The sequence below is a fragment of the Janthinobacterium sp. LPB2021202312-11-4 genome (genome assembly GCF_037049705.1).
In the GTDB taxonomy this organism is placed as follows: domain Bacteria; phylum Pseudomonadota; class Gammaproteobacteria; order Pseudomonadales; family Pseudomonadaceae; genus Aquipseudomonas.
The window spans coordinates 70,322-94,287 of record NZ_JBAGKV010000026.1 but is presented as its reverse complement, the minus strand read 5'-3'; the positions used below and the strand labels follow the sequence as shown (position 1 = coordinate 94,287).

General features: G+C 59.5%; 19 protein-coding genes. 12 read left to right on the top strand and 7 right to left on the bottom strand.

What is annotated here, in order from left to right; genetic code table 11:
• On the bottom strand, window positions 1-508 hold a 508-nt coding region (locus V5E99_RS23950; RefSeq protein ID WP_499804709.1), incomplete at its 3' end, for a hypothetical protein.
• Window positions 509-763: 255 nt separating this feature from the next.
• On the bottom strand, window positions 764-1,426 hold the full coding sequence (locus V5E99_RS23945; RefSeq protein WP_499804708.1) for a dTMP kinase: 663 nt from the start codon (window positions 1,424-1,426) through the stop codon (window positions 764-766).
• A gap of 147 nt (window positions 1,427-1,573) precedes the next feature.
• Between V5E99_RS23945 and V5E99_RS23940 the strand changes: the two genes are divergently transcribed.
• Window positions 1,574-2,245, top strand: a complete 672-nt coding sequence (locus tag V5E99_RS23940) for an MliC family protein (protein WP_499804707.1) — start codon at window positions 1,574-1,576, stop codon at window positions 2,243-2,245.
• On the opposite strand, the gene treS is transcribed toward V5E99_RS23940, so the two are convergent.
• From treS to V5E99_RS23925, 3 genes are all read right to left on the bottom strand, one after another.
• A complete protein-coding gene (treS, locus tag V5E99_RS23935; protein WP_499804706.1) occupies window positions 2,242-4,308 on the bottom strand; it encodes a maltose alpha-D-glucosyltransferase in 2,067 nt (688 codons plus the stop codon). The two genes, V5E99_RS23940 and treS, sit on opposite strands and share 4 nt — an antisense overlap.
• Before the next feature lie 150 nt (window positions 4,309-4,458).
• On the bottom strand, window positions 4,459-5,094 hold the full coding sequence (locus V5E99_RS23930) for a response regulator transcription factor (RefSeq protein ID WP_499804705.1): 636 nt from the start codon (window positions 5,092-5,094) through the stop codon (window positions 4,459-4,461).
• Between the two features lie 10 nt (window positions 5,095-5,104).
• Window positions 5,105-6,550 (bottom strand): sensor histidine kinase, encoded by a 1,446-nt coding sequence (locus V5E99_RS23925; RefSeq protein WP_499804704.1) that lies wholly within the window; start codon window positions 6,548-6,550, stop codon window positions 5,105-5,107.
• Window positions 6,551-6,781: 231 nt separating this feature from the next.
• On the opposite strand from V5E99_RS23925, the gene V5E99_RS23920 reads away from it, so the two are divergent.
• The 6 genes from V5E99_RS23920 (at window position 6,782) to phaR (ending at window position 14,535) form a co-directional block, all read left to right on the top strand.
• The gene (locus V5E99_RS23920) at window positions 6,782-8,404 is read left to right on the top strand and encodes an acyl-CoA synthetase (RefSeq protein WP_499804703.1); all 1,623 of its coding nucleotides are present in this window, start codon (window positions 6,782-6,784) and stop codon (window positions 8,402-8,404) included.
• Between the two features lie 125 nt (window positions 8,405-8,529).
• The gene (locus V5E99_RS23915) at window positions 8,530-8,856 is read left to right on the top strand and encodes a DUF485 domain-containing protein (protein ID WP_059407144.1); all 327 of its coding nucleotides are present in this window, start codon (window positions 8,530-8,532) and stop codon (window positions 8,854-8,856) included.
• Window positions 8,856-10,526 carry a cation acetate symporter gene (locus tag V5E99_RS23910; protein WP_499804702.1) on the top strand — a complete coding sequence of 557 codons (1,671 nt, stop codon included), beginning with the start codon at window positions 8,856-8,858 and terminating at the stop codon, window positions 10,524-10,526. Before V5E99_RS23915 ends, V5E99_RS23910 begins: the two co-directional genes overlap by 1 nt.
• 67 nt (window positions 10,527-10,593) lie before the next feature.
• Window positions 10,594-12,366, top strand: coding sequence for an acyl-CoA dehydrogenase C-terminal domain-containing protein (locus V5E99_RS23905; RefSeq protein WP_499804701.1), 1,773 nt, complete (start codon window positions 10,594-10,596; stop codon window positions 12,364-12,366).
• A 131-nt stretch (window positions 12,367-12,497) separates the two neighbouring features.
• A complete protein-coding gene (locus V5E99_RS23900) occupies window positions 12,498-13,766 on the top strand; it encodes an OprD family porin (RefSeq protein ID WP_499804700.1) in 1,269 nt (422 codons plus the stop codon).
• A 247-nt stretch (window positions 13,767-14,013) separates the two neighbouring features.
• Complete coding sequence (gene phaR, locus V5E99_RS23895; protein ID WP_499804699.1) at window positions 14,014-14,535, top strand: polyhydroxyalkanoate synthesis repressor PhaR; 522 nt, start codon at window positions 14,014-14,016, stop codon at window positions 14,533-14,535.
• Window positions 14,536-14,570: 35 nt separating this feature from the next.
• On the opposite strand, the gene phaP is transcribed toward phaR, so the two are convergent.
• Window positions 14,571-15,140 (bottom strand): TIGR01841 family phasin, encoded by a 570-nt coding sequence (gene phaP, locus V5E99_RS23890; RefSeq protein ID WP_499804698.1) that lies wholly within the window; start codon window positions 15,138-15,140, stop codon window positions 14,571-14,573.
• Between the two features lie 244 nt (window positions 15,141-15,384).
• On the opposite strand from phaP, the gene V5E99_RS23885 reads away from it, so the two are divergent.
• Window positions 15,385-17,766 carry a DUF3141 domain-containing protein gene (locus V5E99_RS23885; RefSeq protein WP_499804697.1) on the top strand — a complete coding sequence of 794 codons (2,382 nt, stop codon included), beginning with the start codon at window positions 15,385-15,387 and terminating at the stop codon, window positions 17,764-17,766.
• An 87-nt stretch (window positions 17,767-17,853) separates the two neighbouring features.
• Here V5E99_RS23885 and V5E99_RS23880 read toward each other — a convergent pair whose 3' ends face one another.
• Window positions 17,854-18,891 (bottom strand): AraC family transcriptional regulator, encoded by a 1,038-nt coding sequence (locus tag V5E99_RS23880; RefSeq protein ID WP_499804696.1) that lies wholly within the window; start codon window positions 18,889-18,891, stop codon window positions 17,854-17,856.
• Between the two features lie 239 nt (window positions 18,892-19,130).
• On the opposite strand from V5E99_RS23880, the gene phbB reads away from it, so the two are divergent.
• The 4 genes from phbB to V5E99_RS23860 all read left to right on the top strand — a co-directional run bounded on the left by phbB (window position 19,131) and on the right by V5E99_RS23860 (window position 23,837).
• The gene (gene phbB, locus V5E99_RS23875) at window positions 19,131-19,877 is read left to right on the top strand and encodes an acetoacetyl-CoA reductase (RefSeq protein ID WP_499804695.1); all 747 of its coding nucleotides are present in this window, start codon (window positions 19,131-19,133) and stop codon (window positions 19,875-19,877) included.
• Between the two features lie 75 nt (window positions 19,878-19,952).
• Window positions 19,953-21,656, top strand: a complete 1,704-nt coding sequence (gene phaC, locus V5E99_RS23870; protein WP_499804694.1) for a class I poly(R)-hydroxyalkanoic acid synthase — start codon at window positions 19,953-19,955, stop codon at window positions 21,654-21,656.
• A gap of 153 nt (window positions 21,657-21,809) precedes the next feature.
• The gene (locus V5E99_RS23865; protein WP_499804693.1) at window positions 21,810-22,463 is read left to right on the top strand and encodes a hydrolase; all 654 of its coding nucleotides are present in this window, start codon (window positions 21,810-21,812) and stop codon (window positions 22,461-22,463) included.
• Window positions 22,464-22,517: 54 nt separating this feature from the next.
• Entirely contained in the window at window positions 22,518-23,837 is a 1,320-nt protein-coding gene (locus V5E99_RS23860; RefSeq protein WP_499804692.1) for an OprD family porin, read from the top strand.
• Window positions 23,838-23,966 lie beyond the last annotated feature (129 nt).

The following is a 23,966-nucleotide window of genomic DNA, read 5'->3' as shown; positions in this document are numbered from 1 at the left end:
TTAGAACTATTGAGCGCTTAAGCTTTACAAAGCGACAATATAGAAGTGATTTGCTTGGGCAACTCATATCAATATATCCAAAAACATTTTGAATCTTACTGACCATAATTATCCTGCTCGTCATAGGCATGCCTAACTCATAATGCCAAACACTTGATATAATAAACTCTTGTAGAAACCAACATTCATGCTTGCGTGATGGGTCGCTCCTAACGATTTCAAAATAGTGCTTGATGAGTTCAATGGTCGACGCTGGAATGGGCTTTTCTGCTTCGGCGGTCTTCGATTCCAAACTATGTGATGTCGATACCATCTCCAGCATGTGATTGTTGAACTGGACGAGGAATTGCCGAGGCTGCAGGAGCAAGATGTCTTCAGCCTTGGCCGTCCTCACAGCGCCGGTCGCCAGGCGTACTAACCGTACCCTGCCATCCTGGCATGTCAGACTGCCGATAAGGCACATGCCCCCATCGCTGCGCTGTATTCCCACTGCCCCTGCGTAGAACATGTTGTGCTCCAATACCAGACCTTGCATCAAGGTTTAGCAGCAATGTTTCAAATTTCAAACATTCTTTGAAGGCTGATCTATACTGTTGATTATGAAGAATAAAATAAAGCTACCATTTCATGAAGCGAGAGCTTTCGTGGCACGAAAGCTACCAGTTATTGAAAACTGCGCTCGTGCTCTTGCTGCATCAATGGATTAGGGATGAGCTATAGGTTAGTGGTGGCGGCTACATAGATCTCCAGCAATCGACATCTGCTAACAATCCATCTCTACGGCGACCTCGACCGCATCAAGATCAAGGCCCGCGCATCGAAGGACTCTGTAGATCTCGGAAATCACCTGCATCGTTGCGTCTTCGATCGTTCCTTCATTACGGCATAAAACCCAACCGTGATCTGCAATCGCTTGCTCGAACGCTGTGGTACAGGCGACATGTTCTTCCAGCTTATGGATCACCGTACTGCTCAGCCCGCGCCGTCGTGCCGCTGCCCTTGCCCATGAAATATCAGGGTTGGTGACAATCCCGACATGCAGGTCTGGCACTCGCACGTTTCGATCAATGTTTAGCTGCAGAATCTCTGCAAACGGGACTAGCCGGCGAAACGCGGCATCAGACGGGTACCAGCGATCGATCAGGATGATGCTGTCCGGTGGCTGTTTAGCCAGCACGTGCTGGGAAATCCAGGCGCGGCTATCAGCAAAGCGCTCACAAACCTCCGACTCCAGATCCCGGCTGGGGTTTCTGACGAGTTTGTTAACGAGGGCCATTGTTTCACCCCTGTAGGGATCGCTTTTTTTCTCGCAAAGTCGGATCACCTTTTTATTGTCTGCCCTCAGTACTTTCGTAACGGCCTCCAACAGTGTGGTTTTGCCGGTTCCCTTGGGCCCATCTAGAGAAACAAACAGCGGACGATTCATTCTTCACATAACGATTGAAATAGACATTGATGAACACTCTAACCTGATTGCCGGCTAACCGGCCTCAAAATCCAGGGCGACAGCCGCTGTTGGAACCTCCGCTTAGGGATATAGTCCACCTCAGATCAATGATCTGGTGAAGCCAACATGAAACCGGTTACGGCCCTTTTCACCTGCCTGCTTGCTGCCAGCGTGTATGCGGCGGCGAGCACCTGCGCACATGCCGCGTTGCCGGCGCCAACGTTCAAGACCAGTTTCGACTGCGCCAGCGCACGGCTATCGGTCGAAAAACTCATCTGCCGCGATCCGCAACTGGCGCAGATGGATATCGAACTGACGCGTCTCTATCGCCTGGCGCTCAGCGATGAACATTCAGTCCCGCCTCCGGAAAAAGTCAGCGTCGACCAGCAATTCTGGATCGACGCCCGCAATCAGTGTGGCGCCGAACCAGATCCCAAGACGTGCACCATCCGCCGTTATGCCGAACGCGCGCACCAGCTAAGGCAAGGCTCGGCCATCGTGAGAACCAATGACCCGGACAGACTCACCGAAGGCCCCCTGGCGTTTCGTTGTGCCGGGTTTTCCGGGCTGATTGCCGCCACCTTCTTCACCACGCAGCCGGGTGTCGTGTACCTGAAATGGGCGAGCACCTCGATCACCCTGAGCCAGGTGCAAAGTGATTCGGGCACCCGATACACCGGCAAGGATAACCAGGGCAATTACAGCTTCTGGCAAACCGGCAACATGGCCCTTTTCCAGAAACCCGGCTCAGGACAAATGAGTTGCACGGTCGAGCCTAAACCGCCCGGCGCCGCTTAGATCAACGGCGAGCTACTGACCACCCGCAGCGCCAGTCCCTCATACGCGTCCAGCGTAATGGTGAACTCCCCTTCAGGCGTGAGATCACCTTCGACCCGCTCATTGATGATGTCGACCACCGGCCCCGGCGCAATATTGGGCAAGTGCAGGGTTTCGGTGATCGGCGTGGCGCCAAAGTTCAGGGCGGTGATTTGCGTGCCTTTGCCGGCCGGCAAATCGTGGACCATGATCAGCAGCCCCGGGTGCTCAACGTCCGGGATCAGGATCTGGCGACTGGCCGCAATATCGTAGGAACGGCGAACCGCGAGGATCTTCTTCAGTTGCGAGGCAAACGAATCGGGGTCTTTCAATTGGCTCGGCAGGCTGCCGTACAGCGTCTTCGGCCGTGGCATCTGCCCCTCCGACAACTCGGCGTCGGGGTTGAGGTCCACCAGGTCGTAGGCGCCGCGATGAATCCAGCGCGTATCACCGTCGCCCATCAAATGCGCAACCTGTTCCGCCGGCAAGGGCAACGCGCCGACCAGGTCCCAGCCGGACAACGCAAACACACCAGGCTGCATGGCGTTGTACATCACCAGCAGCAAATGAATCTGGCGTATCTGTTGAATATCCGCCGGGGTGATCGCATCGAGGTCGCGAATCCCCAGCGCGGCGGTGATGATGCTCGCCGTGGTGCAGGACACGCCGTTGGTGACGAATTTCAGGTTGTAGGGCGCGTGTTCTCCCGCCAGGCGTTCGTACATCTGTTCGCGAATGTGCTCGCGCAAGATGTTGCCGGGGAAGGTCTGCCCTTGATAAAGGAAGGTGTCATGGGCGTGCAGGGTCCAGAAATGCACCAGTTCCAGGGTCAGTTCGTCATGGTTCTGCAAGGCATGGATCAGCGAGCCCGGATCAATGCCCTGCGCGTGCATCTGACGCAGCATCAAGCGCAGGAACTCGGTGTCGCCCATCAGCAACGCATGCTGGTACGCGGGACGGGTGATGAAGTCATAGGAGAGATCGGCCCCGCCGTGGGACATGGCGGCGATGTCGTCAACGGTCAGGTTCAGTTCCTGAAAACTGAAACCGCCGGCCTTGCGAATCGCGCCGGCCAGCAACTGGTTGCCGGTGATCGACAGCGGATGACTTTCAGACCACGCCGTGCCGTCGAGCTTGCGTTCCACGCCGAGAAATCCGTTGGCGTCCAGGCGCAGAATCTTTGCGCCCATGACGTCGATGGCGTGCAACGCGTCGCCGATGATCATTTGCTGCGCGGCGAAGGTCGGGTCCAGCCAGTTCAGCGACGGCTGCCCTTCTTTGAAGTAATGCAGGTAAACCCAGCGTCGCGGCTTGCCGTCCACCCCCATCACGATCGGTGTCGTGCTCCAATCGGTTTCCTTGACCCCCGGTTCGAAGAAGATCACCCGTTGCAACTGGCCGACGATGTAATGCTTGTCGCGCAGGGCGTCTACCTGCGCTGGGCTGAGGTTCTGCGCATCACGCCCATCCCTGACATCGGGCAGCAGCGGCCAGTCCTCCTCGCGGATTTCCACCATGTGGTAGAGGCCCGGATAGTCTTCGTAGGCCATTTCGGCCAGGCGAAAATCCGCGCCTTTGCCGGTGTGTGACGGGATGACGTCATCGATGATCACCGCATTGTGCGCGGCGGCCATGCGGGTCAGCGCCTGAAGCTGGGCCTCGGTGCCCAGTTGCGGGTCGATCTCGAAGCTGATGCGGTCAAAATTGCCGTCAATGGTTGGCGTATGTTCGGTACCCAAGAGGCCGCCCGACCTTTTCAGCGGGCCATTGTGAATGCCCTGAATACCGATTCTCGATAACGCGTGCCATAAGGTTTCATCCCCCAGGGCCTCAAGCACCGTGCCGTTTTCGCGAGTGACGATGGACGCCGGATACGCGGTAAACCACACCGACGCCAGGGCTGAAGCATCACGGGGCCGGGTATGCGCGTAAGGCTGTTGCCACAATCGACCTTGCCCCGAATAGAGCTTGGCCCGCTGCCGTGCAGCATGAAGCATCGATTGTTCGACCAGCCATTCCACATGCTTTTTATCCGTCACCGTCATAAACCCATCACCCCTTGTCATGAAACAGTCGATGCTGGCGATTGCGTCTGAAACCACAACCAAAGCACCGCTCGTTTTTATATGAGGCCTTGAGGGGGCATTCGTTGCATCGAGTGATGGCAGCGCACGTTATGGATGATTGCTTTTGGTTCAGCGCAACCTCAACGGATCAACCATCCCCGCCGCGATGGCCATCCCCACCAGGTCCGACAAGGTATTGGCCTGCATCCGCTTCATCACCCGCGATCGATACAAGTCGACGGTTTTTGCGCTTACGCCCAGTTGCTCGGCGATTTCCCGCGTTGTGTAACCCTGAACCAGCGGCAACAACACATCACGTTCCCGTGGGGTCAGCGTCAGCATGCGCGCTTGCAATTGTTCCTGGCCCAGATTGCCGGAACGACTGGCCGCGCAGTTGCTCAGCGCCTGTTGCACGCTGTCGAGCAGCAGTTGCTCGTTGTAGGGTTTTTCAATGAAGTCGTGGGCGCCGGCCTTGAACGCCCGGACCACGATGGGCACGTCGGCGTGGCCGCTGACGAAGATGATCGGCAAGTCCAGCGCACGTTCGCGCATGGCTTCCTGCACGTTCAAACCGCCCATGCCCGGCATGCGCACGTCCAGCAGCACGCAGGCGTTGAACGTCGCATCGCACGCTTCCAGAAACTCGACGCCGCTGGTGAACGGCAAGGCTTTGAGGCCCACCGATTCCAGCAACCAGACAGTCGAATCGAGCATCCCTTGATCATCATCGACCACATACACCACGTGTTCCGTCACACCCGCCATTGCGTTATTCCTATTGTTGTTTTTTTGTTGGGCCGGCCAGCGGCAAGCGGCAATACACCAGCAGCCCGACCGGTTGCCGGCGAGCCTGCAATTCGCCGCCGAAACCTTCGATGATGCTGCGACTCATGGACAGCCCGAGGCCGAGGCCATCCGGCTTACTGGTATAGAACGGGGTAAAAATTTGTTCGAGTTGCGGCTCACTGACGCCCGGCCCCTGGTCGTGCACGCTGATGTCTACGGTTGCGCCGTTGCCCTGCCCCGCCGTCATTACGATCAGCGACGGCTGGCCCGAATGTTGTTCGCGGTTGGCATCGATGGCGTTACGCAGCAGATTGAGCAGCACTTGTTCGAGCAGCACCCGGTCGGCATAAACGGGCGGCAGATTATCCGGCAGTCGATCCTCGATTGTCACTTGGCAATTGCTCGCTTCCCAGGCACAAAACCGCAGGGCTTCACGGGCGACTTCGGCCACGTTCAAAGCTTGCATGCGTCGCTGACCCTTGCGCAGAAAACCGCGCAAACGGCGGATGACTTCCGAGGCGTGGGTGGCGTGCAAGGTAATGCGTTCCAGGCCCTGGGCCACCCGTTCGGCGGCCTGCGGGTTGGTCCCCAGCGCCTGCATATAGCGTTGGCTGGCGTTGGCATAATTGACCACCGCCGCCAAGGGCTGATTGATTTCGTGGGCGATGCCCGAGGCCAGTTCCCCCAGCGTCACCAGCCGCGCGGTGTGCGCCAGTTCGTCTTCCAGGCGCCGGCGGTTTTCTTCGGCCCGCACCCGCGCGGTAATGTCCCGGGACACACAAACCACTTCGACCACCGCCCCGGTGTAGGTTTCCCGAATCGCCCGGCTGGCGGTTTCGAACCACAGGTAATGCCCGTCGCGATGGCGAATCCGGTACGCCATGGTGTGATAACCGTCCTGCTCCAGGGCATCGCGCGCGGTTTGCTCCAGGTTGGCCAGGTCTTGATCGTGGAACAAGCCTTGGGCCATTTGCCCGCGCAACTCTTCGGGCCAATAGCCGAGCAAAGTCCAGGATGCCGGCGACGCATCGAGAAAGCGCCCGTCCGGGGTATGCCGGGAAATCAGGTCCGTGGTGTTCTCGATGATCAGCCGATACAGGCGCCGCGCCTTGGCGGCCTCGCGTTCGGCCAGCACCTGCGCAGTTGCCACGTTACAGCGAGCGAAAACGCGGTTGTTTTGCGGGTCTGGGATAAAGGTCCAGATCAGAATCTGCGCCTGAAACTCAGCTTCGACCCCTTCAATAGCGCGCTGCTGATCCAGGCAAGCGCGTATCAGGTCCCGGTGATTTTTTGGCAGAAAGCCCAACACATGGCTGTGGGGATGCTGCGCCAGCAGTGCCCGCAGCGCGGCATTCAACTCCAGCGGCTGACCCTGGGTATCGAGTAGCACGCTCGGCTGAGGGTCGTAGCTCAATAAGGGTGAGTCGGGAGTCATGGAGGGTTCGCTACGTGGAGGATGCCCAAGAATATACCGGCCTTGGAGGAATGGCCGCATTCATTCAGCGGCTGAAGAATTCAATATAGTAGATATACTATACAACGTAGGTTGTACTTCCATATCCATGGATGATTGTTATATAAAGCACGCCGGACATAAAGTTTGACCTCAGCGGCTACGCTGAAAGGTCAGCTATAGAGCTAACAATCAGCCACCGAGTACCCGTACATGTCGATCTTCGAACAAGGGCTAGCCCCTGCGGCTGTCAATCATATTGCCTTGTCTCCGCTCAGCTTCATCGAGCGCACCGCCCACGTTTACCCTGACTACCCCGCCGTCATCCATGGCTCGATCCGCCGCACCTGGGCGCAAACCTATGCGCGCTGCCGACGCCTGGCCTCGGCCCTGGCCGGTCGCGGGATCGGCAAGGACGACACCGTTGCGGTGATGCTGCCGAACATCCCGGAAATGCTGGAAGTGCATTTTGGCGTGCCGATGATTGGCGCCGTGCTCAACCCGCTGAACGTACGCCTGGATGCCGAAGCCATCGCGTTCATGCTGCAGCATGGCGAGGCCAAGGTGTTGATCACCGACCGCGAGTTCCACGACGTGATTCACGCGGCCATTGGCATGCTCGATCACCCGCCACTGGTGATCGACGTCAACGACCCGGAATACGGCGAAGGCAAAGCCGTCAGCGACTTGGACTATGAAGCCCTGCTGGCCGAAGGCGATCCGGCGTTCGCCTGGCAATGGCCGGATGACGAGTGGCAAGCGATCTCGCTGAACTACACCTCCGGCACCACCGGCAACCCGAAAGGCGTGGTCTACCACCATCGCGGCGCCTACTTGAATGCCTTGGGCAACCAGATGACCTGGGCCATGGGCAACCACCCGGTGTACCTCTGGACCCTGCCGATGTTCCATTGCAACGGCTGGTGCTACCCGTGGACCATCACCGCAATGGCCGGCGTGCATGTGTTCCTGCGCCGGGTCGATCCACAGAAAATCCTCACCCTGATCCGCGAACACCAGGTCACTCACCTGTGTGGCGCGCCAATCGTGCTCAATGCACTGGTAAACATGCCGGACTCGGCGAAAGCCGCCATCGATCACCCGGTCAACGCCATGGTCGCCGGCGCCGCACCGCCGGCCAAGGTGATCTATGCCGTGGAAGAAATGGGCATCAAGGTCACCCACGTTTATGGCCTGACCGAAACCTACGGCCCGGTGACGCTCTGCGCCTGGCATGCCGAGTGGGATGAGCTGCCGTCGGACGAGCGCGCGCAAATCAAGTCCCGCCAGGGCGTGCGCTACACGACGCTGGAAGGCGTAATGGTCGCTGATTCGGCCACCCTGAAACCGACCCCGCGTGACGGCAAGACCATCGGTGAAGTCTTCATGCGCGGCAACACCGTGATGAAGGGCTACCTGAAAAACCCGACGGCCACCGCCGAAGCGTTTGAGGGCGGCTGGTTCCATACCGGTGACCTGGCGGTGTGTCATCCCGACGGTTACATCGAGATCAAGGATCGGCTCAAGGACATCATCATTTCCGGTGGCGAGAACATTTCCACCATCGAACTCGAAGGCGTGCTCTACCGCCATCCCGCTGTGATGGAAGCCGCCGTGGTCGCCCGGCCCGACGAGAAATGGGGTGAAACCCCCTGCGCGTTCATTACCTTGAAGGCGGATTACCCGGACGTGCGCGAGGCCGACATCATCAGTTTCTGCCGCGAACACCTGGCCGGTTTCAAAGTGCCGCGCACGGTGATCTTCACCCTGCTGCCGAAGACGTCCACCGGCAAGATCCAGAAGTACGTGCTGCGCGATAGAGCCCAGGCCCTCTAACCCTCACCGACGTTTCACCCTTCAAGCGGCAGGTCCCGACCTGCCGTTTCGGGCCCGTGCACGCCGAATTTGGCGGCCCCGCCCTGCCCCCACACACCGAAAACAAAAACAATGTGGAGCTAACGATGATCGACATCCATTCAACCGACACCCAGCGTTGCGAACGGATTCGCAGCAATCCGAAATTCCTTCAATTGGTCAGCAGCCGCTCGCGCCTGGCCTGGTCGTTGAGTGCCGCAGTGCTGGGCACTTACTACCTGTTCATGCTGGTGGTGGCGTTTGCCCCGCAGTGGCTGCATGCACCGCTCGGCGAGCATCGGATGTTGACCCTGGGCATGCCGGTGGGCGCTGCGATCATCATTTTTTCCTGGCTGCTGACCGGTTGGTACGTCTACCGCGCCAACACCCGTTTCGACGCACTGGGCGCCGCCATTCTTGAGGAGAGCAAATAATGACGCTGCTCAAAAAGCTCTTCCTCGCCAGCGCCGGTTTGATCTCATCCGGCACGGTACTCGCCGCGCCGCTCACGGGTGCCGTCGAAAAACAACCGCTCAACCTGAACGCGATCAGCATGTTCTTTGTGTTCGTGCTCGGCACCCTCTGCATCACCTGGTGGGCCGCGCGGCAAACCAAATCCACCTCGGACTTCTATACCGCCGGCGGCGGCATCACCGGGTTTCAAAACGGCTTGGCGATTGCCGGTGACTACATGTCCGCCGCCACGTTGCTGGGGCTGTCGAGCCTGGTGTTTGCCAAGGGTTACGACGGTTTTATCTACACCATCGGCTTCTTCGTCGGCTGGCCGATCATTACCTTCCTGATGGCCGAGCGCTTGCGCAATCTGGGGCGCTACACCTTCGCCGACATCGTGTCCTATCGACTGGACCAGAACAAAGTGCGGATTTTCGCCGCGTTCGGTTCGTTGACGGTGGTCTGCTGCTACCTGATCGTGCAGATGGTCGGCGCCGGTCAGTTGATCAAATTGCTGTTCGGCCTCGATTACCCGGTGGCTGTGGTGATCGTTGGTGCGCTGATGCTGGTGTACGTGATCTTCGGCGGCATGATCGCCACCACCTGGGTGCAGATCATCAAGGCTGTGTTGCTGCTCGCCGGCGGCACGACCCTGGCGGTGATGGCCATGTCGCAGTTCGGTTTCAGCTACGAAACCCTCGCCACCAAAGCCGTTCAGGCCCACGCCAGCGGCTGGAACATCATGGGCCCTGGCGCGATGCTCGCCGACCCGATCAACACCGCGTCCATGTCCCTCGGTCTAGTGTTCGGGATTGCCGGCCTGCCGCATATCCTGATGCGTTTCTTCACCGTGCCGAACGCCAAGGAAGCGCGTAAGTCGGTGTTCTACGCCACCGGTTTCATCGGTTTCTTCTTTCTGGTGGTCTGCACCCTGGGCTTCGCGGCGATGGTGATCATCGGCACCGACCCGCAGTACTACGTCAACGGTGAAGTCGGCGGGGCCTTGATCGGTGGCGGCAACATGGTCGCCATGCACTTGGCCAAAGCGGTGGGCGGCAACCTGTTCTTCGGTTTCCTCGCCGCCGTTGCGTTCGCCACCATTCTTGCAGTGGTTTCCGGCCTGGCCCTGGCCGGTGCCTCGGCGATTTCCCACGACCTCTACGCCACGGTGTTCAAGAAAGGCAAAGCCAGCGAGAAACAGGAAATGCGCGTCACCCGCATGGCCACTGTGGGCCTGGGCATCGTCGCGATTCTGCTGGGCATTCTGTTCGAGAAGATGAACGTCGCGTTCCTCGTGGGCCTGACCTTCGGCATCGCCGCATCGACCAACTTCCCGGTGCTGATCATGGCCATGTACTGGAAAGGCCTGACCACCAAAGGCGCGATCCTCGGCGGTTTCGCCGGGCTGATCTGCGCGTTGGTGCTGGTGATTCTGTCACCTGCCGTGTGGGTCACGGTCATGGGCCATGCCCACGCGATCTTCCCTTACGACCACCCGGCGCTGTTCTCGATGCCGCTGGCGTTCCTGGTGATTGTCGTCGTGTCCAGGCTCGACCGTAGCGTGCAGGCCGACAAGGAGCGTGATGCCTACGCCGACCAATTCGTTCGCGCCCAGACCGGCCTCGGTGCTGCCGCTGCTTCCAGTCATTGATTGAAAAGGCACGGCCCGCGCAAGCGACGCCGTGCCCCTCGCACAACCGTCCCAAGAGGTTCACGTTATGCCCGAATTCAACGCCCCACTGCGCGACATGCGCTTCGTGCTGCATGAAGTGTTCGACGCCCCGGCCCTGTGGGCGCGCTTGCCGGCCCTGGCCGACAACGTCGATGCCGACACCGCCGACGCCATTCTTGAGGAAGCGGCGAAGGTCACCTCGCACCTGATCGCGCCGCTCAACCGCAGCGGCGACGAGGAAGGCGCGCATTGGGTCCACGGTCAGGTCACCACCCCCGTGGGTTTCAAACAGGCCTATACCACCTACATTGAGGGCGGCTGGGTCGGCTTGTCCGGTAACGCCGATTTCGGCGGCATGGGCATGCCGAAGATGCTCGCGGTGCAGTTCGAAGAAATGCTCTACGGCGCCAACTCAAGCTTTGCGCTGTACTCGGCGTTGAGCTCCGGCGCGTGCCTGGCACTGGATGCTCACGCCAGCGAAGAACTGAAAAACATCTACCTGCCGCCAATGTACGAAGGCCGCTGGGCCGGCTCGATGTGCCTGACCGAAGCCCACGCCGGCACCGACCTGGGGATCATCCGCACCCGCGCCGAGCCCCAGGCTGACGGCAGTTACCTCATCAGCGGCAGCAAGATCTTCATCACCGGTGGCGATCAGGACCTGACGGAAAACATCATCCACCTGGTGCTGGCCAAACTGCCGGACGCCCCGGCCGGTCCACGGGGCATCTCGCTGTTTGTGGTGCCCAAAGTGTTGGTCAACGCCGACGGTTCCCTCGGCCACGCCAACGCCGTGAGCTGCGGCTCGATCGAACACAAGATGGGCATCAAGGCCTCGGCCACCTGCGTGATGAATTTCGACGGTGCCAGCGGTTGGCTGGTGGGCGAAGCCAACAAAGGCTTGGCGGCGATGTTCACCATGATGAATTACGAACGCCTGTCCATCGGCATTCAAGGCATCGGCTGCGCGGAGGCGTCGTATCAGAGCGCCGTCAGCTACGCCCGTGAACGGGTGCAGAGTCGTTCCCCGACCGGCACCACCGCTCCGGACAAAATCGCCGACCCGATCATCGTTCACCCCGACGTACGCCGCATGCTGCTCAGCATGAAAGCCATGACCGAAGGTGGCCGTGCGTTCGCCAGTTATGTCGGTCAACAACTGGACCTGGCGAAGTTTTCCGACGACGCCCGGGAACGCGACACCGCGCAAACCCTGGTGGCGCTGCTGACGCCGGTGGCCAAGGCGTTTTTCACCGACACCGGGCTGGAAAGCTGCATCCACGGTCAGCAAGTGTTCGGCGGCCATGGCTACATCCGCGAATGGGGCCAGGAACAATTGGTCCGCGACGTGCGCATCGCGCAGATCTACGAAGGCACCAACGGCATTCAGGCCCTGGACCTGCTCGGACGCAAAGTGCTGGCCGACAGCGGCGTTGGGTTGCGCCAGTTCACTGGCGAGATCCGCCATTTCGCCCATCAGCCTCAAGCGCCCTACTCCCTCCAATTGTTCGACGCCGTGCAGCGTCTGGAAAACCTCAGCGATTGGCTGCAAGACCAGGCCGCGACCAATCGCAATGAAATCGGCGCGGCGTCGGTGGAATACCTGCACCTGTTCGGCTACGTCGCCTACGCCTGGCTTTGGGCGCGGATGGTGCAAGTCGCCGAGAAAAAACTGAGTGAGGACCCGACTTTCTATGGGGCGAAGATCGCCACCGCCAATTTCTACTTCGACCGCTTGTTGCCACGAATCCTGGGGCTGGAGCAATCCATTCGGGCCGGCAGTGGCTCGTTGTATGGCCTGAGCGCCGAACAGTTCTAACGATTGAACCGCACGCGGCGCTCCGCTCCTCTTTTGGGCGTTCGCGTTTTTTTACTGAACAAGCCCTCGCCCTGCTGGCGAGGGTGTGTGATCCGCTATTTCAAAAAAAATAAAAACAAAGGGGCTTCACCATGGACCGTCACACCCGCAATCTCGCTACCCAACTGTTACTGGCCGGCGGCGTCATCGGCCTCTCGGCCCCCGCCTCGGCGGATTTCATTCAGGACAGCAAGGCCAGCCTGGAGCTGCGCAACTTCTACTTCAACCGCGACTTTCGCCAGACCAACGCACCGCAATCCAAGCAAGAGGAATGGGCCCAGGGTTTCCTGCTGCGCTATGAATCGGGTTTTACGGACGGCTTGGTCGGCTTCGGTGTCGATGCAATTGGCCTGGTCGGGGTCAAACTCGATTCCAGCCCGGATCGCGCCGGCTCCGGCTTGCTGGAGCGCCATCGCACTACCAGCAAAGGTGCGCAGGATGAATACGGTGAACTGGGCCTGACCGCCAAAGTCCGCGCCTCCAAAACCGTGGTGAAACTCGGCACGCTGCTGCCGAAGTTGCCGCCGGTGCTGGCCAACGATTCGCGGCTGTTGCCGCAGACCTTCGAGGGCGGTCAATTGACCTCGCTGGAAATCGAAGGCCTGACCGTGGACGGCGGACGCCTGAAGCAGGTCAATCAGCGCGATTCCACCGACTACGAAGACATGACCCTCACCAAGACCGGCGCCAAAGGCATCCTCACGCCGCATCCGACCAGCGACAGCTTCGACTTTGCCAGCCTCAACTACAAATGGACCAGCAACCTCGCCACCGGCTACAGCTATGGTCATCTCGACAACCTCTATAGCCAGCACCTGGTCAACCTGACCTACGTGTTGCCGGTGACGGCGGGCCAGTCATTCAAGAGCGATTTACGCTTCGCCCGCTCCACCAACGATGGCGGCAGCAACGTCGATAACAAAGCGCTGGGCGCCATGTTCACCTACACCCTCGGCGGGCACGCATTGGGCCTGGGTTATCAGGGCATGAGCGGCAACACCGGGTTTGCCTACATCAACGGCACCGATGCGTTTTTGGTGAACTTCGTGCAGATCGGCGACTTCGCCAGCAAGGACGAAAAATCCTGGCAGGCGCGCTACGACTACAACTTTGCGGCCATCGGCGTGCCAGGCCTGACCTTCATGACCCGCTACCTCAGTGGCGACAACATTGATCTGGGCGGCAATCGCCCCGAGGGCAAGGAGTGGGAACGCGATACCGATATCGGCTATGTCGTGCAGAGTGGCCCGCTGAAGAACGTTGGGGTGAAATGGCGCAATGCGACAGTGCGCTCGACGAACTTTGGCAGCGACCTGGATGAAAATCGCCTGATCGTCAGCTATAGCTTGCCGATCTGGTAAGCACCTCCTCTCACTGACCGTTCCCATGCGGGTGCCTGGGAAACACATCACCCTGTAGGAGCGAGGCTTGCCCGCCAAAGCGTCGGCACATTCAACATTGATGTTGACTGACACAATGCCTTCGCGGGCAAGCCTCGCTCCTACAGGGACTTCGATGGCGGTCTGCCCACGCCGAGCGTGGAAACCATCGAACTGGCGATAGTAGGTTAAGATGCCTGCAAATCAGGCTCGCCACGAGACGCCCCGCATGACAGACACCAGTCGGAACACCCCCCGCCTGATCAAGAAATACCCCAATCGCCGCCTGTACGACACCCACACCAGCAGCCACTTGACCCTGGCCGACATTCGTCAGTTGGTGGTCGATAAAGTCCCGTTCCAGGTGGTCGATGCCAAAAGTGGCGAGGATCTGACTCGCAGCATTCTGTTGCAGGTGATTCTGGAAGCCGAAAGCGGCGGTGAACCGATCTTCAGCAGTGAAATGCTGATGGGCATCATCCAGTTCTACGGCCCGTATCAAGGCGTGCTCGGCAGCTACCTGGATAAAAGCATTCAGACCGTGATCGACATCCAGTCCCAGACCGGCGCCCAGTCGACCGAGGCCTGGAGCACCTTCATGCACCAGCAGGCGCCGGTGATGCAGGACCTGATGCGCCAATACGTCGATCAGTCCAAAGCGCTGTACCTCAATACTCAGAACATGTTCGGCCTGTTCGGCGCCAAACCCGCCGCCGATAGCGAGCCGAAAAAAAATGGCGATGGGGAATAATCCCATCGCCATTGGTGCTGCAAGCCTGATTGGACTTACTTGTTAGCGCCGGTGGCCTTGGCGCTCGCTTCTGGAGCGGTTTTGCCAGCAGCAGCGGTCGCTGCGTCGAAACCACTCTGAGCCACATCAGCCGCCTGTTTTACCGCTTTCTGTGCGCTCTCAAATACTGTGCTGGCATTCGCCAGGCCCGACTTGAACGCTGCGACCACCGGCTCGGAGCCAGCCGGGGCGTTCTTGCTGATCGACTCAACGAACTCATTCACTTGCTGGGTGCCCGCCTCGACCTGACGCTCGGTCAGTTTGGCGATGTCCGACTGGGTGCCGACGATCAGCGCTTGCACCTGACGGTTGAACTCGGCCAGGCGTTCGGTTTGCGCGCTCGGCTGGGTGAACGACGCCTGCAAATCCGCAAAGCCTTGTGGATCACGCACTGCCAACAGTTTGCGAACACCTTCGAAGTGCTCTTCGGTGGAGTCGCGCAGTGCCTTGAACTGCAACTGACTCAGTTGTTCAACGCTGGCGAAGACTTTGCCGCTGATTTGCTGCAACAGGTCGAGGTTGGCTTTCTGAGTGGCTTGCAGTTTTTCCGAGTTGAACAAAGACATGCTGAAATCTCCTGGTACTGGAAGGCCCATTCAGGCCTGAGGACGCGACAGCGATCCGGGCAGTCATCGCGATAGCCTTGATATTGCAGTGCACAAAACCGTTTGGCAACGGATATTTTGTGCAGTGCAAAATAAACGGTACGCCCCATGAGGTTATTCGCTATAGACTCGTGAAAATCCGATGATCGGCCTAGCCATTGCTAGTCTGGCTGACGACTCCCTCGCACAGTGTCAGGAGATCACAATGGGCCAGGAACAAATTATTGCATCGCAAGAAGAAACGCTTTCCCCAGTGACTGGGCTATTCGAGCACCTCAATCACCTGCAACGTCTCAACACTCGCAACGTGCTCGACGCCGTGCAACAGCGCCAGGCCAAAACCTTCGCGCCGTTAAACCAGGGCCAGCTCAAACCGCCGACCGCCGCGCACTGGCAGGAATACTTCATTGACCTTGGTCAACGCAGCCTGTTGTTCTGGGACACCTTGCGCCAGCGCGGCGACAACACCCTGGCCCACGAACGCGCCGGTTTTCCGCTGCTGCTCAAGTTCGAGCATGAAACCCTGGTCAACGGCGCGGACCTGGCGCGCCCGGTCAACTATTCGTTGTTGCGCATCCTCAGCAGCCCCGAGCAATCGATCGACGGCCAGCCCCCGGTGATCATCATTGACCCCCGCGGCGGTCACGGTTCAGGTATCGGCGGCTTCAAACAGGATTCGCTGATCGGCGAAAGCCTGCGCGCCGGCCACCCCACCTACTTCATTGCCTTCAGTCACGCGCCTGCGCCGGGGCAAACCCTGGCGGACATCGTCGAGGCTCAGGCGCAGTTCATTGAAGCGGTCAGTGCCCGCCACCCCGTCAGCGCCAAGCCCGTAGTGATCGGCAACTGCCAGGCCGGTTGGGCGCTGATGGGGCTGGCAGCCACCCGGCCAGAACTGCCGGGGTTGATCATCGTCAACGGCGCGCCGTTGTCCTATTGGGCCGGGGTCAATGGCCGCAACCCGATGCGCTACACCGGTGGTTTGCTGGGGGGCGGCTGGATGGCTCGGTTGGGCAGTGACGTGGGCAACGACCGGTTCGACGGCACCTGGCTGGTGAGCAATTTCGAGAACCTCGACCCAGCCAATACCTATTGGGGCAAGTACTATCACCTGTTCAGCGAAGTCGACACGGAAGCCGCGCGGTTTCTCGATTTCGAACGCTGGTGGGGCAGCCCGACGCTGCTCAACGGCGAAGAAATCGAGATGATTGTCGACGACCTGTTCATCGGTAATCAGCTGTCCGGTGGCCTGGGACGCAAAACCAGCGGGCTCGACCTCAAGCGCATCGAAGTGCCGGTGGTGGTGTTTTGTTCCTACGGTGACAACATCACCTCGCCGCAACAGGCGCTGGACTGGATCGCCGATGTGTACCCGAGTGATCTGGCCTTGCAAAACGCCGGGCGCACCATTGTTTACTTGCGCCACGCCAGCATCGGCCACTTGGGGATTTTCGTCTCCGGTGACGTGGCCCGGCGTGAGCACCGTGAGCTGCTGGGCGCAGTCGAAACCATCAACGCCCTGCCCGCCGGTCTCTATGAAATGCTGATCGACGATCTGCCAGACACTCAATACGCCGTGCGTTTCGAACCCCGGCGTATCGCTGACATCCATGGCCAAGCCCAGCCACCGCGCGATGATGATCGCGAATTTGCCTTGGTGGCGCGCGCGTCGAGCGTCAATAACAGCCTGTACGACGGCTTCGTTCGCCCGTGGTTGCGGCCGTTGATCAATGAACCGACCGCCGAACTGATACGCCAGGCCCATCCGTTCCATCAACAGCAAGTGCTCTGGAGTAGCCTGAACCCGGCCCTGTGGTGGCTGGCCGGCAGCGCCGCGCAAGTGCGCAATGATCGACGCCCCGCCGCCACCGGCAATCCATTGCTGGCCTGGCAGGCGTTGTTCTCCAACCAGATTCAGGATGCGTTGAACGGCTACCGCGATCTGCGTGATGCCACCCAGGAGCTGGCTTTCTACGGGGTGTATGGCGCGCTCAACAGCCTCGGTGGCAACGTGCCGGGACGCGATCTTCAAGCCCATGCCAAGGATTACGACAAGGAACTGCTTGAACGTCTGCACACCGCACTGCCCGTCGGCGGTTTGATGGAAGCCCTGATCCGCATCCTGTTCCTGCTGGAACGCCAGAGCGACGAACCGGGCAAGGCCAATCTGGAGAAACTGCTCGAGCAATTGCCGCTGTTGCTGCAGGACCACAGCGCCGAACCGCTGGACCTTCGCCAAACCCTGCAAACCCAGAAAATGCTGGTGCTCACTTACCCGCAAGAGAGCCTGCGCAGCCTGCCGCTGTTGCTGCCGCAACCCGAGGAACGCCAGCAAGTTCTGGCCGCCGTCGCCAATCTGTTGCCCGTGTTGCTCAGCGAAACGGCAACCGGGCACGGATTCTGGGGCGAGTTGCACACGTTGCTTGAAGTGCCGATGCCAGGGTTCAACCTGACCCAACCGCCGGGCGAAGCCGATGTGGTGGAAGCAGTAGTGCCGGAAGTACCTGCGCCTGTCGCCAAAAATGAAATCCCGACGCGCCACCCAACCAAGCCCCGTACAAAACCCCAAAAACCCACCACCAAATAAACCCCGCAACGGTGCTTCTACAGACAAAAACGATCCCTCTGTAGGAGCTGCCGAAGGCTGCGATCTTTTGATCCTGAAAAACCAGACTCAAACCGGTGCAGCCTCCTCTGCTTCAACAGACTCATCGGCCCGATACTGCCCCGGCGTCATGCCAAACCAGCGACTGCACGCCTTGTTGAAACTGCTGTGGTCATGAAAACCAAGGAGATACGCCACATGCTTCATGTTGAAATGAGAATGGCGCAGGTAATAATCGGCCAACTGCCGGCGTACGGCGTTCTGCACGTCCTTGAATTGCGTTCCTTCCTTTTCCAGTGAGCGTTGCAGCGTGCGCTTGCTGATGTTCAGCGCGGCGGCGATCGATTCCATATCGTACTGCCCCTTGCCTTGGCTCAGTCGCTCGGTAATTAACGCGCGAATCCGGCACACAATCGAAAAGCCAAACAGCAGGTCCAGTTGCGCCTCGGCAAAACTGTCGTGCAGCACCGCCAGCGTCTCGTTGGCCATGCTCAACGGGCGCAGGACTTCCTGACCGGCGAACAGAATGCTGTCGTAGGCGGCATCAAATTGCAGGTTGCAGCCAAACAAACGCCGATGCTCGGTGATGTCGGCCGGTTCCGGATAACTGAACTCCACATTCAACGGTTGCGGGGAGTTGCCGCCCGCCAGCCAACGGCAAAACCCCATCAACGAGGCCAGGCCGGCGTCGACATATTGCCGAGGCTTCAACGAGCCAGCCTGCTGATGATCAAGCGCGGCCAATCGATAGTTTTGTTGCTCGGGAACAAAAAACAGACTGAATCCAGTCCCAATCAACGGGCTGAAACGCACGAGCCGTTCAAGGGCTTTTTTCAGGTTCAGGCTGGACATCATGGTGTAGCCGACAATCTGAAAACTGCCGGGATGGAAGTTGCCATAGGCTTTCAGGCCAATGTCCGGATCACCACTGGCCTCGGCCGCCAGTTGCCACAATCGATAGATCGCCCTTCGCTCGCAAAACGCCCCTGGCAGGTTCGCAAGATGGATATCAAGTCCAGCTTCACGGCACAGACTGGCGACATCCAGCCCTTGCGCCGAGAGCGTATTGACCAGCACGTTGGCATAGCCTGAACTCATTCTGTACATGGCGTCCTCAATGACCTGTGGAGCCGGACGTCCTATCCGGAGCCATAACGGATCTGCGTTGAATCAAAAATAACGGACCGCTCGGTTGCGAAAGTTGATCCCAGTATAGGTACTCCTCGTTTTTAGCCAGGCATGGCGCCGTTGGACACCAGAGAGTCACCTCACAACACTTCCGCAGCCCCCGCCAATACCGAACAATCCCCCATCTTGCAGCGCAAAATAAAAAAGGAAAGGCGCGTATGAAGTCGCTTGGTCGTATTGCATTGGTAACCGGTGGTATGGGTGGGATTGGTACAGCGATCAGCCAGCGTCTTTACAGTGAGGGCTTCAAGGTGGTGGTGGGCTGCAGCGCTGACTCCAGCCGCAAGAATGAGTGGGCCGCGAGCCAGTTGGCAGCGGGCTATCAATTTGAATTTGTCTACGGCGACATCACCGACTGGGAGTCGACCCGCCGGGCTTTCGAGAGTGTCCGGGAAGCATTCGGCCCGGTGGATGTGCTGGTCAACAACGCCGGCATTACCCGGGATGCCTCGTTTCGAAAACTCACCCCCGAAGACTGGAACGCGGTGATTGGCACCAACCTCAGCGGGTTGTTCAACACCACCAAGCAAGTTATTGAAGGCATGTTGAGCAAAGGCTGGGGGCGGGTCATCAACATTTCCTCGATCAACGGTCAGCGCGGCCAGTTCGGTCAGACCAACTACAGCGCGGCCAAGGCTGGCATCCACGGTTTCACCATGGCCCTGGCGCGGGAAGTGTCGGGCAAGGGCGTGACCGTCAATACCGTTTCGCCGGGCTACATCCAGACCAGCATGACGGCGGCCATTCGCCCGGACATCCTCGACAGCATGATTGCCGCTACACCGGTCGGACGCTTGGGCCAGCCGGAAGAAATCGCCTCCATCGTCGCCTGGCTTGCCTCCGATGAATCGGCCTACAGCACCGGGGCCGACTTCTCGGTCAACGGCGGGATGAACATGCAGTAGTGGCCGACGCGGCGCCGAACGGCGGTGCTGCGCGCCTTTTTTCTGCCCGGTTTGCCTTTGTGGGCGAGGAGTTCCATGGATAACAACGCGCACACCTTCAACACTTACTGGTCTGGCCAGGTTCCGTTCATTGCTTCCTTTGCAGTGCAACAATTGCGCCTGTGGGTCAGCACCAATCCATGGTTTTCAGGGCACGAGTACAACGACTGGTTCGACCTGCCCCGCAGCACCCTTGACAGCCTGCAGTCCGACTATCAACTGCAATGGGGCGACCTCGGCCAGCGCTTGATGACCGGCCAGCCCTTCACCTTCGAGGATCGACGCTTCGCCAGCGGCGCCTGGAGCCAACCGCTGTTCGGTTCCCTCGCTGCGTTTTACCTGCTCAACGCCGGGTTCCTGCTCAAGCTGTTGGAACAACTGCCAATCAAAGAAAAGAAACCGCGCCAACGCCTGCTGTACCTGGTGGAGCAAGCCATCGCCGCCGGTGCGCCGAGCAACTTTCTGGCAAGTAACCCGGATGCCTTGCAACGGGTGGTCGACACCCAGGGCGCCAGCCTGTTCACGGGGCTGCTGCACCTGGCCAGCGACCTGCAAGAAGGCAAGATGCGCCAGTGTGACAGCGATGCGTTCAAGGTCGGCGTGGACCTGGCCAGCACCCCCGGCGAAGTGGTGTTCGAGAACGAATTGTTCCAGTTGATCCAGTACTACCCGCAAACAGAGACCCAGTACCACCGCCCGGTGTTCGTCGTGCCGCCGTCGATCAACAAGTACTACATCCTCGACCTGCGCCCCGACAACTCAATGATCCGCCACCTGCTGCAACAAGGGCACCCGGTGTTTCTGATGTCCTGGCGCAACTTCGACCAGGCCCACGCCAACACCACCTGGGATGACCTGATCGAAACCGGCATCATTAAAGGCCTGCAAGTGACCCGTGACATCAGCGGCGAACAACGGCCCAATTGCGTCGGTTTCTGTATAGGCGGCACGCTGTTGAGCACGGCGCTGGCGGTCCTGGCCGCGCGGGGCGATAAGGAAATCGCCAGCGTCAGCCTGCTGACTACTTTCCTCGATTACCTTGACACCGGCCCGATCGACATCTTCGTCGACGAACAACTGGTGGCCTACCGCGAACGCACCATCGGCGGGCTGGACGGCCCTATCGGCCTGTTCAAGGGCGAGGACATGGGCAACACCTTCTCGCTGCTGCGCCCCAATGATTTGTGGTGGAACTACAACGTCGACAAATACCTCAAGGGCCAGAAGCCGATTGCCCTGGACCTGTTGTTCTGGAACAACGACAGCACCAACCTGCCCGGCCCGATGTACTGCTGGTATTTGCGCCACACCTACCTGCAAAACGATCTGAAATCCGGCGAGCTGACGTGCTGCGGGGTCAAGCTCGACCTGAAAGCCATCGAGGCGCCGGCGTACATCCTGGCCACCCATGACGACCACATCGTTCCGTGGCGAAGCGCCTATGCCAGCACCGCGTTGCTCGGCGGGACCAAGCGTTTTGTGCTCGGTGCCTCGGGGCATATCGCCGGGGTGATCAACCCGCCGGCCAGCCAAAAACGCCATTACTGGACCAACAATCGCGTTACCCAGAAACCCGACACCTGGTTCAAGAACGCTGAACAGCACCCGGGCAGTTGGTGGAACGACTGGTTTGTCTGGCTGGCTGCTCACGCCGGAGAACGCCAACCCTCGGCGTTGCACACCGGCAATACCCACTACCCGGCGCTGGAGTCGGCACCCGGCCGGTATGTCATGCAGTGACGCAAAAGCCCGGCGCGATGCCGCATCATCGCGCCGGGCTGACCCTCGCCGCACCGTCCCTCGCAAAACCGCAAACTCAGCACACCAACTCAATATCCCCGCCCGAATCTGCGCAACCATGGCCCTTCACTCATCCCCGTAAGGACCTCCGTCATGGCCATTGCAAAAGCAGCCCCCGGTAAAACCCTGCTGACCCCGACCGATCACACCTTGATCATGATCGACCACCAGTCGCAGATGTCCTTTGCGACCAAGTCCATCGACGCCGTGACCCTGCGCAACAACGCGGCGCTGGTGGCCAAGGCTGCTCGCGGCTTCAAGGTCTCGACCATCCTGACCACCGTGGCCGAGAAGAGCTTTTCGGGGCCGATCTTCGACGAAATCAAGTCGGTGTTCCCGGAGCACACCATCATCGACCGCACCAGCATGAACACCTGGGAAGACGAGCGCATCGCCGTTGAAGTGAACAAGTTCGGCAAGCAGAAAATCGTCCTCGCCGGCCTGTGGACCTCGGTGTGCATCGTTGGCCCGGCCCTGTCGGCCATCGACCAGGGTTTTGAGGTGTATTTCATCGCCGATGCGTGCGGCGACGTGTCCGTCGAAGCCCACGAAATGGCCATTCAACGCATGATCCAGCTCGGCGCCCGCCCAATGACGTCGTTGCAATACCTGCTGGAACTGCAACGTGACTGGGCACGCGGCGAGACGTACGACGAAACCGTGAAAACCTCCATCGCCAACGGTGGTTCTTATGGCCTGGGCTTGATCTACGCCAAGACCATGTTCGGCGCATCCGAAGGCCATTAAGCAACACCAGCGACTGCGTGCCCTGCGCAGTCGCTGCCTGGTGGTGATCAGCCCATGACGTTTTCCGCACAACACCGCACGCTTTGGTTATCGATACTGTTCGCCGGCACCGCCCTGGCTGGTGAACCGGCGCCTAGCGCTTCCGGGTTTCTCGACGGTGCAACGCTGGGGGTACTAAGTCGCAACTTCTACCTCAACAGCGATTACCGCACGCCCTCGCCCTCCGGTAAAAGTTACAAAGCCGAATGGGCTCAAGGGTTTATCAGCACGTTTGAATCCGGTTTCACCGACGGTACGCTTGGCGTTGGCCTGGATGCACACGGTTTTCTCGGGCTCAAACTCGACGGCGGCAAGGGCCACTCCGGTACCGGGTTATTGCCGGTCGATGCTGACGGCCGCAGTGACAGCAACTATTCCAGTGGTGGTGGCGCAATCAAGTTCAAAGCCTCCCGCACCACCCTGGCCTTCGGCGAAATGACCGTGGAAACCCCGGTGTTCGACACCTCGGACAAACGCCTGCAACCGGAGTACGCCACCGGTTTGCTGATAAGCAGCAAGGAAATCGACGGCATGAACCAGGTGGCCGGGCATTTTACGGCGTTCAAGAATCAGGACAGTTCATCGAGCAAAGGCGACTTCTATGGTTATGGCGCCAACACTGAGGCCGGTGGGATTAGCTTCCTCGGCGCCGACCTGTTCACCAACAACCCGTTGGGCGGTGCGTTGTACGCCTCCGAGTTGAGCGACACCTGGCACCAGTACTACGGCAATCTGCACCTGAAGCAGTCGGACGTTTTCCTCGACGCCAATCTCTATCACACGCAAGACACTGGCCGGGCAGTCGCGGGGCCAATCGACAACACGGCCTACAGCTTGTCGGGCAAGTACAGCCTCGGCGCCCACGCCTTCACCCTCGCCTATCAGCAAATCAACGGTGACACCCCGTTCGATTTCGTCGGCGGCGATTCCATCTACCTTGCCAACTCGATCAAGTACGCCGATTTCAACGGTGCCCATGAACGCTCGTGGCAGGCGCGTTATGACCTCGACCTGGGAGCTTTCGGCATTCCCGGGCTGAAGTTCATGACCCGTTACGTGACCGGCCGCGATATTGACGGCACTCACGCGCCCAAGGGCGGCGCCTACAACCCGTTCGACCCGGCGACCGGCGAGTACCAGCCGCAACAAGGCGATGGCGGACGGCACTGGGAGCGCGACATCGATTTGCGCTACGTCGTGCAAGCCGGCCCGGCCAAGGACTTGTCGCTGCAACTGTCCCATGTTTCGCACCGGGCCAACACCGCCCAGGCGGGCGATGACATCGACAGGGTGTATGTGGTGGTTCAGTACCCGCTGAGCTTCGGCCACCTCTGATCGACTTTATGCCTTCTGTGGGAGCGGGCTCGCTCGCGAAAACGGTGGTTCAGTGAACATTAATGTCGACTGACACGCCCTCTTCGCGAGCAAGCCCGCTCCAACAGGGGGGGCATTTTCCAATCCCAG

Coding starts and splice junctions, on each gene's coding strand:
- V5E99_RS23945 (WP_499804708.1), bottom strand. CDS start 1,426: ATGAATCGTCCGCTGTTTGTTTCTCTAGATGGGCCCAAGGGAACCGGC.
- V5E99_RS23940 (WP_499804707.1), top strand. CDS start 1,574: ATGAAACCGGTTACGGCCCTTTTCACCTGCCTGCTTGCTGCCAGCGTG.
- treS (WP_499804706.1), bottom strand. CDS start 4,308: ATGACGGTGACGGATAAAAAGCATGTGGAATGGCTGGTCGAACAATCG.
- V5E99_RS23930 (WP_499804705.1), bottom strand. CDS start 5,094: ATGGCGGGTGTGACGGAACACGTGGTGTATGTGGTCGATGATGATCAA.
- V5E99_RS23925 (WP_499804704.1), bottom strand. CDS start 6,550: ATGACTCCCGACTCACCCTTATTGAGCTACGACCCTCAGCCGAGCGTG.
- V5E99_RS23920 (WP_499804703.1), top strand. CDS start 6,782: ATGTCGATCTTCGAACAAGGGCTAGCCCCTGCGGCTGTCAATCATATT.
- V5E99_RS23915 (WP_059407144.1), top strand. CDS start 8,530: ATGATCGACATCCATTCAACCGACACCCAGCGTTGCGAACGGATTCGC.
- V5E99_RS23910 (WP_499804702.1), top strand. CDS start 8,856: ATGACGCTGCTCAAAAAGCTCTTCCTCGCCAGCGCCGGTTTGATCTCA.
- V5E99_RS23905 (WP_499804701.1), top strand. CDS start 10,594: ATGCCCGAATTCAACGCCCCACTGCGCGACATGCGCTTCGTGCTGCAT.
- V5E99_RS23900 (WP_499804700.1), top strand. CDS start 12,498: ATGGACCGTCACACCCGCAATCTCGCTACCCAACTGTTACTGGCCGGC.
- phaR (WP_499804699.1), top strand. CDS start 14,014: ATGACAGACACCAGTCGGAACACCCCCCGCCTGATCAAGAAATACCCC.
- phaP (WP_499804698.1), bottom strand. CDS start 15,140: ATGTCTTTGTTCAACTCGGAAAAACTGCAAGCCACTCAGAAAGCCAAC.
- V5E99_RS23885 (WP_499804697.1), top strand. CDS start 15,385: ATGGGCCAGGAACAAATTATTGCATCGCAAGAAGAAACGCTTTCCCCA.
- V5E99_RS23880 (WP_499804696.1), bottom strand. CDS start 18,891: ATGTACAGAATGAGTTCAGGCTATGCCAACGTGCTGGTCAATACGCTC.
- phbB (WP_499804695.1), top strand. CDS start 19,131: ATGAAGTCGCTTGGTCGTATTGCATTGGTAACCGGTGGTATGGGTGGG.
- phaC (WP_499804694.1), top strand. CDS start 19,953: ATGGATAACAACGCGCACACCTTCAACACTTACTGGTCTGGCCAGGTT.
- V5E99_RS23865 (WP_499804693.1), top strand. CDS start 21,810: ATGGCCATTGCAAAAGCAGCCCCCGGTAAAACCCTGCTGACCCCGACC.
- V5E99_RS23860 (WP_499804692.1), top strand. CDS start 22,518: ATGACGTTTTCCGCACAACACCGCACGCTTTGGTTATCGATACTGTTC.